At 36.9% G+C, this 11588-nt stretch carries 16 protein-coding genes; 3 read left to right on the plus strand and 13 right to left on the minus strand.

What is annotated here, in order from left to right:
• Positions 1–34 precede the first annotated feature (34 nt).
• From H4J56_RS13160 to H4J56_RS13175, 4 genes are all read right to left on the minus strand, one after another.
• Complete coding sequence (locus H4J56_RS13160) at positions 35–433, minus strand: DUF2069 domain-containing protein (protein WP_182216121.1); 399 nt, start codon at positions 431–433, stop codon at positions 35–37.
• Positions 434–497: 64 nt separating this feature from the next.
• Positions 498–836: an arsenate reductase (glutaredoxin) gene (gene arsC / locus H4J56_RS13165; protein WP_070373889.1), complete on the minus strand. Its 339-nt coding sequence runs from the start codon at positions 834–836 to the stop codon at positions 498–500.
• A 98-nt stretch (positions 837–934) separates the two neighbouring features.
• On the minus strand, positions 935–2404 hold the full coding sequence (locus tag H4J56_RS13170) for a M48 family metalloprotease (RefSeq protein ID WP_259364976.1): 1470 nt from the start codon (positions 2402–2404) through the stop codon (positions 935–937).
• 5 nt (positions 2405–2409) lie between these two features.
• A complete protein-coding gene (locus tag H4J56_RS13175; RefSeq protein WP_182216119.1) occupies positions 2410–3045 on the minus strand; it encodes a hypothetical protein in 636 nt (211 codons plus the stop codon).
• Between the two features lie 153 nt (positions 3046–3198).
• Here H4J56_RS13175 and H4J56_RS13180 point away from each other — a divergent pair, with 153 nt between their 5' ends.
• A complete protein-coding gene (locus H4J56_RS13180; protein WP_182216117.1) occupies positions 3199–3444 on the plus strand; it encodes a sulfurtransferase TusA family protein in 246 nt (81 codons plus the stop codon).
• 9 nt (positions 3445–3453) lie between these two features.
• The gene (locus H4J56_RS13185; protein WP_182216115.1) at positions 3454–4527 is read left to right on the plus strand and encodes an AI-2E family transporter; all 1074 of its coding nucleotides are present in this window, start codon (positions 3454–3456) and stop codon (positions 4525–4527) included.
• Positions 4528–4548: 21 nt separating this feature from the next.
• Here H4J56_RS13185 and H4J56_RS13190 read toward each other — a convergent pair whose 3' ends face one another.
• The 4 genes from H4J56_RS13190 to H4J56_RS13205 are packed head-to-tail and all read right to left on the minus strand — an operon-like array spanning position 4549 to position 6804.
• Positions 4549–5151 carry an AAA family ATPase gene (locus tag H4J56_RS13190; RefSeq protein WP_182242465.1) on the minus strand — a complete coding sequence of 201 codons (603 nt, stop codon included), beginning with the start codon at positions 5149–5151 and terminating at the stop codon, positions 4549–4551.
• Between the two features lie 59 nt (positions 5152–5210).
• Positions 5211–5720 carry a YgjP-like metallopeptidase domain-containing protein gene (locus H4J56_RS13195; RefSeq protein ID WP_070373884.1) on the minus strand — a complete coding sequence of 170 codons (510 nt, stop codon included), beginning with the start codon at positions 5718–5720 and terminating at the stop codon, positions 5211–5213.
• 60 nt (positions 5721–5780) lie between these two features.
• The gene (gene bcp, locus H4J56_RS13200; protein WP_182222244.1) at positions 5781–6254 is read right to left on the minus strand and encodes a thioredoxin-dependent thiol peroxidase; all 474 of its coding nucleotides are present in this window, start codon (positions 6252–6254) and stop codon (positions 5781–5783) included.
• 22 nt (positions 6255–6276) lie between these two features.
• Positions 6277–6804, minus strand: coding sequence for a glycine cleavage system protein R (locus H4J56_RS13205; RefSeq protein ID WP_182222245.1), 528 nt, complete (start codon positions 6802–6804; stop codon positions 6277–6279).
• 356 nt (positions 6805–7160) lie between these two features.
• On the opposite strand from H4J56_RS13205, the gene bamC reads away from it, so the two are divergent.
• Positions 7161–8246, plus strand: coding sequence for an outer membrane protein assembly factor BamC (gene bamC, locus H4J56_RS13210; RefSeq protein ID WP_182215752.1), 1086 nt, complete (start codon positions 7161–7163; stop codon positions 8244–8246).
• A gap of 174 nt (positions 8247–8420) precedes the next feature.
• On the opposite strand, the gene H4J56_RS13215 is transcribed toward bamC, so the two are convergent.
• The 5 genes from H4J56_RS13215 to H4J56_RS13235 are packed head-to-tail and all read right to left on the minus strand — an operon-like array spanning position 8421 to position 11244.
• Complete coding sequence (locus H4J56_RS13215; RefSeq protein WP_182215754.1) at positions 8421–8651, minus strand: hypothetical protein; 231 nt, start codon at positions 8649–8651, stop codon at positions 8421–8423.
• Positions 8644–9336 carry a M15 family metallopeptidase gene (locus tag H4J56_RS13220; RefSeq protein ID WP_182230795.1) on the minus strand — a complete coding sequence of 231 codons (693 nt, stop codon included), beginning with the start codon at positions 9334–9336 and terminating at the stop codon, positions 8644–8646. Before H4J56_RS13220 ends, H4J56_RS13215 begins: the two co-directional genes overlap by 8 nt.
• Before the next feature lie 5 nt (positions 9337–9341).
• Entirely contained in the window at positions 9342–10505 is a 1164-nt protein-coding gene (dapE, locus tag H4J56_RS13225) for a succinyl-diaminopimelate desuccinylase (protein WP_182230796.1), read from the minus strand.
• Positions 10502–10849, minus strand: coding sequence for an arsenate reductase (locus H4J56_RS13230; RefSeq protein ID WP_182230797.1), 348 nt, complete (start codon positions 10847–10849; stop codon positions 10502–10504). The genes dapE and H4J56_RS13230 overlap by 4 nt, the downstream gene beginning before the upstream one ends.
• Before the next feature lie 14 nt (positions 10850–10863).
• Positions 10864–11244: an ACT domain-containing protein gene (locus tag H4J56_RS13235; protein WP_182215761.1), complete on the minus strand. Its 381-nt coding sequence runs from the start codon at positions 11242–11244 to the stop codon at positions 10864–10866.
• Positions 11245–11588 lie beyond the last annotated feature (344 nt).

An 11588-nucleotide genomic window follows, 5' to 3' on the forward strand; every position in this document is an offset into this window, starting at 1 on the left:
ATGGTGGTTACGTTATAAAAGTCTTATTGAAGCGTTACGCTTTATCTTTAGCTTTTCTAATACTCAAGCCTAGTTCTTGACCTCTATATTTCGCGTAATAACTGCCACCAATAAACATCATTGTTGCAAATATAAGCTCTAATGATGCCCAAACTACATCTGCTGGAGATACCCACAGCGTGGTTAAACTGTGTAGGAAATAAATCATAACGACAAAGCTCGACCAAGCATAGGTATAAGGATTACCTGCCAGCAAACCTTTTAGAGGAAATAACAGTGGTACTGTGAATAAGCATAAGCTTAATATCGGCGACAAACCTTGTGAAGGGTTTAAATAGATTAGCCAAAGCGGCATAAAAAATAATAAAGAAAAATAGCCAATTAAGGTTATTTTTTTAAATGTTGATGTTGAAAATCTTTGTGGCTTGGTCATGAAAGGTATCCTGCTGGTTAGCAAATTGTTTCACTAACTTGTTGAATTAAATTTTAAATTGAAATTAAAAGAGTGTTAAAACGTTTTCAGGAGGTCGGCCAATGATGGCTTTCGTTTGCGTAGTAACAATTGGTCGCTCAATAAGTTTTGGGGTGTTCACCATAGCTTCAATGAGTTGCTTGTCAGTTGCTTGAGCTAATGCTTGTTCTTTAAATTCACTTTCTTTAGTGCGCATCATTTGAATAGGGGAAACATTTAAACGTGATAAAAGTGACTGGATAGTGCTTTCATCCAGTGGTTTTTTTAAATACTCTACAATGCAAACCTCTTGGTTGTTTTCTTCAATCAACGCCAAGGTTTGGCGGCTTTTAGAACAGCGAGGGTTATGATAAATCGTTAACATGGTTAGATCTCAATGGGTGCTAAAATTAAATAATTTTACGGGTTAATCGATAGAGTAGGCCGTTATAGCACCTATTCTAAACGTTTCTGTAATATGGATTATAGTCTTTTAAGTTTTTGTTCTTGATCTTGAAATTGCAATATTCGTGCTTTGATACGTTTTTCGACTAACGGTTGATTATCTGTAAAATTGTACCCTGTTTGCAATTCGTCGACCGCACGAGAGTATGCCCCTAAAAGTGCAAAGATTTCGCCTTTTGTCGCATGCATCAGTGCTTTTTTATCTTGTTTTTCATAGACAGTCGTTAATATATCATAAGCGATAAAATTACCTGGTTTAACTAACAGGTAGTCTTGTAAAAGTACTTCAGCTTCTGAATATTGACTGTTTTCAACGAGAGCGTTGGCAAAGTTTAAGGTAACAACTTGGTTATTTGGCATCAATAAATTAAGGGCACTGAGCATAGTCAGCGCTTTATTTACTTCTTTTGTTTTAATATAAACATCGGTTAGTGCATCTGCATAGAATAGATTGTTTTTATCTTCAATGAGCAATCTTTCAAGTATTTTTTTAGCCGCTTGATACTCTTTATTTTCAAATAATGATAAAGCTAAGCCATAGTCAACAGCGGCTCTATAAGTGTAGTTTTGTTTTTTTATACTATCTTCAAAAGTTGCAATGTTTTCCAGGGCCGTTGATTCGTAACGCGCTTGAATACGCGCTTTTGCGAGCGCAAAGTTTAAACTAGGAGCTGAAGGACGACTTTCTAAACCATGAGCACGGACACGCGCTTCGGCAATGCGAGATTCAGGCACCGGATGAGTTAATAGCATTGCTGGTGGCTTTGAAGTATAACGATATTTCACTGCCATTTTTCCAAAAAAATCGGGGGCACCTTGCGGATCAAAACCGCTTTGTGCGAGTAGGGCAATGCCAACACGGTCGGCTTCTTGCTCATTGCCACGGGTAAAATTAATACTTGATTGTTTTGACGCCGCCATTGTTGTGGTTAATGCAGCCATACCAACAGATGGGTTAACTAATGCCAGTAATACCCCTGAAATTAATGCTGCAGTGGCTAGTGGTTGATTTCTACTTTGAGCCTCAAGCCTTCGGGCCAAGTGACGCTGGGTTACATGAGATATTTCATGACCGATTACTGAGGCTAGTTCGCTCTCTGTATCAGCGAGGGTAATTAAGCCACTATGAATACCAACATGGCCCCCAAAAAAGGCAAAGGCATTGATTTCTTTATTTCTAATGATAAAAAATTCGAAGCTGTAATTAACATCTTGGGCATTCTTGACTAAACGGTTGCCTAAATCGTTAATATATTCGATTAAAACAGGGTCATTGACCAACGGCTGAGAAGCGCGAATATGACGCATCATTGCGTTACCTATCTGGCGTTCTTTATCAACAGATAGAACGCTAAATCCAGCCGTGCCAATTTCAGGAAGTTTATTTTTATTATTTTCTTGGGAAAAGCCGTATGGGCTAGCAACTAATGTTGTTAATGCGCAGGTAAATAATAATGATTTTATTTTAAGCTTACGTTTATAAGGCAAATTAATTATTCCGTATTTATATCCGGTGTATCAAGTAAATCAGCTATCGTGAAATTTGGTTTTCCTCGATATAACTCTTTACAAAAATCTGCAATGGAATAACCCACTACATCGACTATTTCAAATGATTGGCTCAGTTGAGCTATTAGCTCTTGCACACGTTTATGTGAGTACTTTATTAACGCTAAATCTGCTGGATCACCACTTTTAAAAGTAAAAACGATAAAGGAAATTAAACTACTGATCCTAAATAGCATTTGCATGTTTTCGGGTGACCATTGCACAAATGGACATAAGGCACTTTGTGATAATGGTGTATAGAGTCGTTCACCTTTGACTATCGGATAACAGTGAAGTTCATAATTTTGTTCATCATAGCAATGGCGTAAGGCTATTTTTGGCTTTTGGGTAACGTTAATAGTGCCATCGTTATCAGCCGTCGCCTCTAAAAAGGCATAGTTCCAATTACGTTTATCAAATAATTGTTTATAGGCACTATCAAAACCATGCGTTAAAATCCCGTCCATATCACTAATTGAAGATGCCGCCATATGATAGATAGCAGGTACATCACCCCAATTAAGTTTCTTTTTATGAGCAGTAATTTCTTTTAAACTAGCTGTTATCGGTAACTCTTTCATTTCACCTCAGTACTTATTTGCCAACAAATCAAAATAAATAATACAATAACATTGTAATCAATTGTCGCAAATTAGATAATCAAACAAAAGGTTTGTTTACTGTTATTGGTGACAATTATTGTTATCTGATGATTTTTTAAGTGGTATGTAGTGATGATCTATGAATATGATGCCAGTTCGGAAAAATGTCCTGTGCCATTAGTACAATTGCGATTATTGTTAAAAAAAATGTCGAATGCTGATTTTTGTTTACTGAGAATATCTGACCAAGGCTCTATCAAGGATATTCCTAAACTATTAACGAAACAAGGTTACCACTATAAAGAGTCTTGGCTTGAAAAAGACACCCTTGAACTTTTTATTAGTAAAGCCCCTCAACCCCTTTCATCCAACAGGTAAGTTATATAAATGGTTTCATTATTTTCTCAATGGTATAAACGTAAGTTTTCTGATCCAAACGCAGTAACTTTAATGGTTATTCTTTTGTGTGCCTTTCTTTTTGTCTTTTTATTTAATAACTTACTTATGCCGGTCTTTGTTGCTATTGCGATCGCTTTTTTATTAGATTTACCTGTCCATCGTCTAGTCCGTCTTGGCTTATCAAGAACATTTGCCGTGGGTATCGTTGTAGCGGGGTTTATCGGCATTTCTTTAGTCGGTATTCTTGGGCTAATGCCCGTTATTTGGCAACAAAGTAGTAATTTATTACAAGAAGTACCGCAAATGGTGTCTCAGGGACAAACCTATTTGTTGACGCTTCCCGAGTTGTATCCTGATTTAATTAATGCCGGACAAATAGAAACATTAATTTCTGCCGTCAATGATAAGTTAATTGAATGGGGACAAGTTGCCTTAAAAGCGTCTCTTAATTCTATTTCTGATATTGTTGCTTTGATGATTTACTTAATTTTAGTGCCGTTAATGGTGTTCTTCTTTCTAAAAGATAAAAAAGTATTAATTTCAAATTTTACCTCATTTCTTCCTAAAGAACGTTTAATGGCGACGAAAGTAGGCGATGAGATGTATCAACAAATCATGAATTATATTCGTGGTAAGGTGATTGAAATCCTTATTGTTGGTGCTGCATCGACCATAGCCTTTATCGTCCTCGGCCTAAATTATGCGGTATTACTTGGTGTTTTAGTGGGGTTGTCTGTACTTGTGCCATATGTAGGCGCTACTATCGTCACTTTTCCTGTCTTGTTGGTGGCTTTATTTCAATTTGGCACCGGTAGCGAATTCGGTTATGTAATGATAGCTTACGGTATTATTCAAGCTATTGATGGCAATATTATTGTGCCATTATTATTTTCAGAGGCGGTAAATCTCCATCCAGTAACGATTATTGTTGCTGTTATTTTATTTGGCGGCATGTGGGGTTTCTGGGGAATATTCTTTGCTATTCCCCTAGCAACTTTAGTTAAGGCCGTTTTAAATGCTTGGCCATCAAATAGTGACTTTCCTGAACAGGGTACCGCTTAAAGAGGTGCTCTAAGGTAAACTTTACCCTGAGTCTTTTTGATACTGCTCGATAATTTCTTCAATGGTCGTGATACCAAACATAACTTTATTGATAAAAGATTCAGCACTGTGGATTAAGTTAAAATTAGGATGTTGTGACCAAATAGTCTGTAGTTTATCGTCAAGAATGATAGCCGCTTTTTCTGATTCATTGCGAATGGGATTATTACTTTTGATACTTTCACCTGATTTTGCTGCACTTTCAAAAAAAATGACCGCATCGTAACGTGCCAACTCATCAGCAAGCGTGGTATCCATCGCTTGGAAAAACTCATCATCATTGCCTGGCCAATAAGCTAGGCCGTCTAAAGAGCCTCGGTCACATAAAATAATACTGTGCTCAAAAGTCGCTCGTTGAATATCTTCTAAATGTTTTTGCAAATTAAAAATAGCAGTTTGTTGTGTTTTTAGTACATGATTATTATTTGAACGAGCAATGCCGCCACTGAAAATCATCGTTGCTGCTTCGGGGACGGTCGCTATTTTTCCTGAAAATTCACGGCGAATAAGATCAATCGCTGTGGTTTTACCGCCGCCAGGGCCGCCAGTAAGAACGATACGTTTTTTTACATGAGTAATATTCATTAGCATTTATTATAAGGATATTTTCAATACTGTAGCTTGCGTTAAAATAGGCTTCAAGCTTAATTGTAAATATCGCCAAATAACTCTACTTGGGTCAAGTAAATGCGTAAATCTAGTTCTACTTGGTGATAATCTGCTTGCATATGCTGACAAAGTTTATAGAAATTTTTGTTATGATCTTTTTCTTTTAAATGGGCAAGTTCGTGAACAACGATCATTTGCAAAAATGTTTCTGGCGTTTTTTTAAATAAAGCGCCAATGCGTATTTCATTTTTACTTTTCAGCTTACTGCCTTGCACCCTTGATACATAAGTGTGCAGGCCTAATGCGTTATTAATAACATGAATTTTATCGTCGTACTTTATCTGGCTTAATGGTTCAGACTTCTTTAAGTACTGATTTTTAATATCCATTACATAGCTGCGTAGGGCTTTATCATTATATATTTGATGGGTAACAGGGTATTTTGCCAACAAATAGGCAGATAACTTCTTGGCCGTTATCATTGCTTGTACTTTATGTTGAATATCTAAAGAATAGGCTGAAAGGTATTTTAAAGGAGCAGGCATTATAGCATTCTATTTATGCGGCTAGCCTAAAACAAATAAGCTAACCGTTACGGTTAATTTTTAGTCGTTAGTGTTTAAAACGTCTAAAACAACTTCATGGTGGTTTTTTGTCTTGAATTTATTAAATACGTGGCTAATTTTGCCATCTAAGCCAATTAAAAAACTTAAACGGTGGATGCCGTCGTATTCTTTTCCCATGAACTTCTTTAATCCCCATACGCCAAAGGCGTCAGCAACACTGTGATCAACATCTGACAATAACGTGAAGTTTAATGCATCGCGCAGACAAAACTTAACTAACTTCTTCGGTTCGTCGGGACTAATGCCAAAGACTATTGTATTTAATTGTTCAAGTTCGCTTTTACTGTCTCTTAGGCCTTGTGCTTGCACAGTACAGCCTGGGGTCATGGCTTTAGGGTAGAAATAGACCAGTACTTGTTTTTTACCAATATAATCAGCTAAAGCGACTTTATCGCTATTTTCATCAAGTAAAGTAAATAGTGGTGCGGTTTCGCCAACAGTTATTGTTTTCATGGGTATCCTGCTTGTATGTAGTTTATATAAGGTTTGAATTCACTTTTTTAATGCAGCCTTGCACATCAACTTGTTCGCAGAGTTCAAAGTAGTCGCTTTCTAGCTGTGCAATACTTGTGTCTTCGGTTAAGGCTATTAAAATGGTCGCGCGCATTTGATTAGTGACGGGGTCAATTTCTGATTTTAACGATGATAAGTCAATATTGCGGGTGGCAAAAAATGCGGTCACCGCTTTTAATAAACCAGGTTGGTCGATACCGGCATAATCAACTTGATAATGATGGGTGAACTCTCTTTTTTTATAACCAGAGGTTCTTTTCATCATGGTGGTTAATTCAAGCTTGACTGCCACGGCAGGTAACTTATTTTCAATTTGATTAATCGCTTTCGCACTACCATTTAATAACATAATCAAAGAAAACTCTAGGCCAAATATCGCCATTCTACTGTCAATAATATTACAGCCGCATTTACTCGCCAGCTTAGTGAGCTCACTTACACTTCCTGTTCTGTCTGCGCCCATTGCTGTGAGTACTAAATATTGAGACATAGTTAGCCTAAGTAGTTTAAAAAAGTGGCTATTGTAACGTATTTAAAGCAGATAAAAACCGCTATTAAAGCGAGAATATATTTATTTGTTATTTTTCGAGTTGAATTCTTGTGTTTGTAAAAACAGCCAAGTACCATGGTGCCCATTAATTTGTCTGATAGTATACTTGTATATGCTGATCAATAAAATCTATAGATAATATTGGAACTTAATACAGATAATTTACTCAAAGAGCAGATTAAAGTTTTCGTTGTCTACATTTAATCTACATTTAATGGTTTCAAAGTTAACTTTTATGGTCAGTTCAATATAAGAACCAACTTTTAAAGATTCAGATTGTATCCTCAGGAGTGTTAATGAATCGTCGTATATTTTATTTTTCCTTGTTAAGTCTTGCAGTAACAGGTTGTGGCAGTGTTAATAACAAAAGCGCTATGGGCGATTTTGAATACGCCAAAGTTAAAGAAGCTAAACAAATAGGTGTTCCTACAGGTTTGAATAAGCCTGAAGTTAATGCAAAGTTTTTTATCTCAGACGCCATCAATAATAAAGGGCCAATTGGCCAAGATGTTGATGTTAGAGCGCCTTCATTGGTTCTTCCTGTCGCTTCATCTTCACGTGTTGTTCCAGGTACAATGAACGCTAAAATTTGGTTTGACCAAATATTAGAAGATACCGATTTGAAAGACTTCATCACTGAAGCACTGCGTGAGCAACTCGCGAGTGATGGTGTAGAGTTAACGGCTATCGGTACTGATGATAATGTATTTGAGTCGGCTTGGTACCATGAAGAAGACGTTTCTGGTTATTGGTTATTTAAAACGGTAGATAGCAGTGAGAGCATGCGCTTTAACTATCAGTTTGAAAGTAAACCTCATGGTCGAAGTGTCGCTTTAAGTGTTAAATTAATTGATTACATGCGTACCGACAAGAACGGCGCAAGTAAAACAATGGACATCATTGACAAACAACGCGCAGAAATGGCGATGCTTAATGAGGTTGTTGCTCAGGTTGATTTTAAATATCGATTGCAGCAACGTGAAAACCGTTTAATGCGAGCTAATCAAAAATTTGTCACTATTGGTGAAAACGCTCAAGCAGAGCCAGCATATATTGCTGAAATTGATATTGAAATGCTTTGGTCAAATATGCCATTGTTTTTTACAGATTATGGCTTTGAGATAACAGATCTTAATGAAAGTAAGAAAATATACTTTGTTGATTTTGCGAAGCCTGAAAATAGCTTATGGTCAGTTATATGGGGAGATGACGTTCCTGTTATTGATCTTGACCAAGCTAAGTACCAATTTGTACTTAACGACGAACAAGGTAAGACCTCAGTAACTATCTATGATGCTGATGGTAATCCTTTACCCGTTGAAGTACTAGAACGTATTTTTCCAGTAATGGAAAGAGGCTTATCTTTTAGAGATGCTTTTTAACTTGCTTTAATCGTGCTTATTTAAAATAAAACGCCGCTAAATTTTTTAGCGGCGTTTTTTTTACAAGTCAATTATCTACAGTGTATCTTAATGGTATTTGAAATTATAAAGGTAGTTGTTCAAGTCAGTCTTTATCAAGACTTAATCTTTCTTAAAATAGACTGCTTGGCTATTTCATCGATTTAAATGGCTATTTCGCTTTTTTTCTTTTGACTCTATCGGTTCAGCTGAAACGATAGTTGGCATTTTATGGGCTTTGTTATGACTGCGCGGCAGTGTTTCTTCTAAATCATTTAAGCCTTGCTTTCGTAAAGGTGTATTAGCATTTTGTTGAACAACACTAAAATTACCAATTATTAAGGCGAAAGCTGCAATAATAATAACGATGACTAACCAATTATCCATAGTGAATACTCCCAACATTTTGAATATATTGCTGATAAATAGTTGATAGGTTCTGAAGAATCTCTTCTTTCCCCAAGATATCTGAGCTTAAAAGAACCGAATTAAGCAGGTTCTCAGTTAATAACCTTTCTCCATGTTGCGCTATTGGCCAATAAGATAAATGCCAAGGCTCTATAGCGACTCCACCGCGAAATTTATCGTAAGGAAAGTAAAAGCCAAAGCGACTAGCATGTTGAGTGAGCCATTGGTTTAATGCATAAAAAGGCCCCCCAACAGCAAACTCCCATGGTTCTAACTGTAGCTTTTCATCGTCAGCTAATAAATTTTTAGCATAGATATCGATATCGCATCCCCAATGATGACGGCTTGCCCCAGGAAGTGCCGAAAAGTATAAAATAGCCTGAATAATTTCTTGTTCCGTTATTTTATTAATATCTAGGGTTGACCCTTGCTTATCTTTAATCGCGAGCTGACCTGAAAACTTTCGGTTCCAAATAGTTAATTGTCGAGTGAAGTTTCTATATCCACTGGCAATTTTCAGATCAAAGCCTGCTAACTTTGCTTCATCAGACATAGCTTGCCATGCAGTTAACGCTTGGTGATGAATTCCTGTCTGGTCATCTAACCAAGTAATATGGCTATTGTCGTGGCCAGTTAATTGTCTGTTAGTTAATATTTCAGTCATTAAAGTTAAGCTGTGGTTGTTGGGTCAGTGAGTGCATTAACCAGTGTATGATAATAAATATCAGTAAGTAAAATTAAATCATTACAGCTGACACTCTCGTTGACTTGATGAATAGTGGCATTGCACGGCCCAAGTTCAATCACTTGTGCACCCGTAGGGGCAATAAAACGGCCATCTGAAGTGCCACCAGATGTTGATAATTCAGCATCAATATTGGTGACTGTCTTTATAGCTTTTACCGCAGAGTCAAGCAAAGCGCCAGGTTCAGTAATAAACGGCTTACCATTAAATGTCCATTTAATTTCATAGGTTAATTGATGTTTAATAAGGACAGCATCAATTTTATCGATAATATTTTGAAAATTTAATTCGGTACTAAAACGTAAATTAAACCATGCGGTTAAATGACCAGGTACAACATTAGTTGCGCCAGTACCCGATTCGATGTTTGATAACTGAAAACTCGTTTTAGGAAAATAGGCATTACCGTTATCCCAGTGCATTTGACTAAGTTCGGCTAAAGCAGGCATAGCTAAATGGATAGGGTTTTTTACATGGTCAGGATAGGCAACATGGCCTTGTTTACCGTGAATGATTAGTTCACCAGAGATAGAGCCCCGGCGACCATTTTTAACGATATCACCGACCCTATCTGAACTGGTTGGCTCACCAACAATACAATAGTTAATTTTCTCATGACGAGCTTCAAGCGTATCGATAACACGCGTGGTGCCATTGATAAAAGGCCCTTCTTCATCACTGGTAATAAGGTAAGCTATTGAGCCCTTATGGTCGGGATGATCATTTACAAAGCGTGCTGTAGCAATTAGCATTGCGGCTAAACTGCCTTTCATATCTGCAGCACCGCGCCCGTACAACATGCCATCAATAATGGTTGGCTCAAAAGGGGGAGTATGCCAAAGCGCTAAGTTACCTACGGGAACAACATCAGTGTGACCGGCAAAGCAAAATACTGGCTCAGTCGTGCCGCGTCTCGACCATAGATTGGTCGTATCTTCGAAAACCATGGTTTCATTGTTAAATCCCAAAACGCCTAGACGCTCTGACATCATTTTTTGACAACCAAAATCTTCAGGGGTTACTGACGGGCGGGCAATTAAGTCTTTCGCTAACATGATAACGTCATGTTCTGCCTTTAAGTTACTCATGATAAAAATAGTGCTTGATATACTGGCTCTTTAAAACCCACTTCAAAGGCGTTGTTATGAGCGATTAAAGGTCTTTTGAGTAAGGTCGGTTGAGCCAAAACTGCTTGGAAAATAACATCATCAGTTAAATTGCTCTTAATCGCTTCGGGTAGGTTTCTAAAAGTGGTACTACGTTTATTGAGTAAAACTTCCCAAGAGCTGTTGCTGACAAATTCATTGAGTAACTCAGGCGTTAATGTTTGTTTCTTAAAATCAAAAAAAGTGTACTCAATATCTTGTTTATCAAGCCATTTCGTTGCTTTTTTAACCGTGTCGCAATTATTTATGCCGTAAATAGTGGTCATGAACATCCCTAAAACTAAATTATTTGGTAATCGTTAGATATCAATGCAGTGGTTGCAAGAGATACATTATTTGATTTTACTAAAATATAATCAGTATCAAAAGTAGATATAGCAAAAATACTGATTTTTTCTTTGGCTAAAATTGTTGATATTTTCGATAGAATACCCGTTAGCGTAAAATCCAATGGGCCGACAACTTCAAGTGCTTGCCAGTCTTTTTCAACCTCATCACTCACAATGTTGATACTTTGAGGTAATACAATGGATGTTTCTTCATAGGTTTTTGCAATAAAAAAGATTGGCGCATCAAACACAGCTTTTGGTATTTCGATATCGCTGGCTAAACTATGAATAGCAAACGTTTCTTCAAGTAATTTGAGGGTAAGAGTGCTCATTGAACGTGACCATTAGGAAAAAGGTCACTATAGCGTTTACTGGCTAATTGTTAAAGCAAGGATAGTTATCTTAAACAGATTAAGTATCGTCAATGCCTTGCTTTAGCAATGAACAGCAGATATTAATAAGATAAAGCAAGTTTACTTGATCTTGTCTCGCGACTCCCCATCGCTTGATAATAGATAAATAATATGATGTTTATTTAGATTTTATTGTATTTTATGGCAATAATAACTTGTTATTTATAAAAACAGCATCAAACGTGGAAAAGTTAATGTATTCTTGCTGGTTAACCTGTTAAATCCTCATCAGTAGTTATTAATGATATCCACAAAAGCTGTGG

It is taken from the genome of Colwellia sp. BRX8-4 (genome assembly GCF_014077345.1).
Lineage (GTDB): Bacteria > Pseudomonadota > Gammaproteobacteria > Enterobacterales > Alteromonadaceae > Colwellia_A.

Coding starts and splice junctions, on each gene's coding strand:
- H4J56_RS13160 (WP_182216121.1), bottom strand. CDS start 433: ATGACCAAGCCACAAAGATTTTCAACATCAACATTTAAAAAAATAACC.
- arsC (WP_070373889.1), bottom strand. CDS start 836: ATGTTAACGATTTATCATAACCCTCGCTGTTCTAAAAGCCGCCAAACC.
- H4J56_RS13175 (WP_182216119.1), bottom strand. CDS start 3,045: ATGAAAGAGTTACCGATAACAGCTAGTTTAAAAGAAATTACTGCTCAT.
- H4J56_RS13180 (WP_182216117.1), top strand. CDS start 3,199: ATGATCTATGAATATGATGCCAGTTCGGAAAAATGTCCTGTGCCATTA.
- H4J56_RS13185 (WP_182216115.1), top strand. CDS start 3,454: ATGGTTTCATTATTTTCTCAATGGTATAAACGTAAGTTTTCTGATCCA.
- H4J56_RS13190 (WP_182242465.1), bottom strand. CDS start 5,151: ATGAATATTACTCATGTAAAAAAACGTATCGTTCTTACTGGCGGCCCT.
- H4J56_RS13195 (WP_070373884.1), bottom strand. CDS start 5,720: ATGCCTGCTCCTTTAAAATACCTTTCAGCCTATTCTTTAGATATTCAA.
- bcp (WP_182222244.1), bottom strand. CDS start 6,254: ATGAAAACAATAACTGTTGGCGAAACCGCACCACTATTTACTTTACTT.
- H4J56_RS13205 (WP_182222245.1), bottom strand. CDS start 6,804: ATGTCTCAATATTTAGTACTCACAGCAATGGGCGCAGACAGAACAGGA.
- bamC (WP_182215752.1), top strand. CDS start 7,161: ATGAATCGTCGTATATTTTATTTTTCCTTGTTAAGTCTTGCAGTAACA.
- H4J56_RS13215 (WP_182215754.1), bottom strand. CDS start 8,651: ATGGATAATTGGTTAGTCATCGTTATTATTATTGCAGCTTTCGCCTTA.
- H4J56_RS13220 (WP_182230795.1), bottom strand. CDS start 9,336: ATGACTGAAATATTAACTAACAGACAATTAACTGGCCACGACAATAGC.
- dapE (WP_182230796.1), bottom strand. CDS start 10,505: ATGAGTAACTTAAAGGCAGAACATGACGTTATCATGTTAGCGAAAGAC.
- H4J56_RS13230 (WP_182230797.1), bottom strand. CDS start 10,849: ATGACCACTATTTACGGCATAAATAATTGCGACACGGTTAAAAAAGCA.
- H4J56_RS13235 (WP_182215761.1), bottom strand. CDS start 11,244: ATGAGCACTCTTACCCTCAAATTACTTGAAGAAACGTTTGCTATTCAT.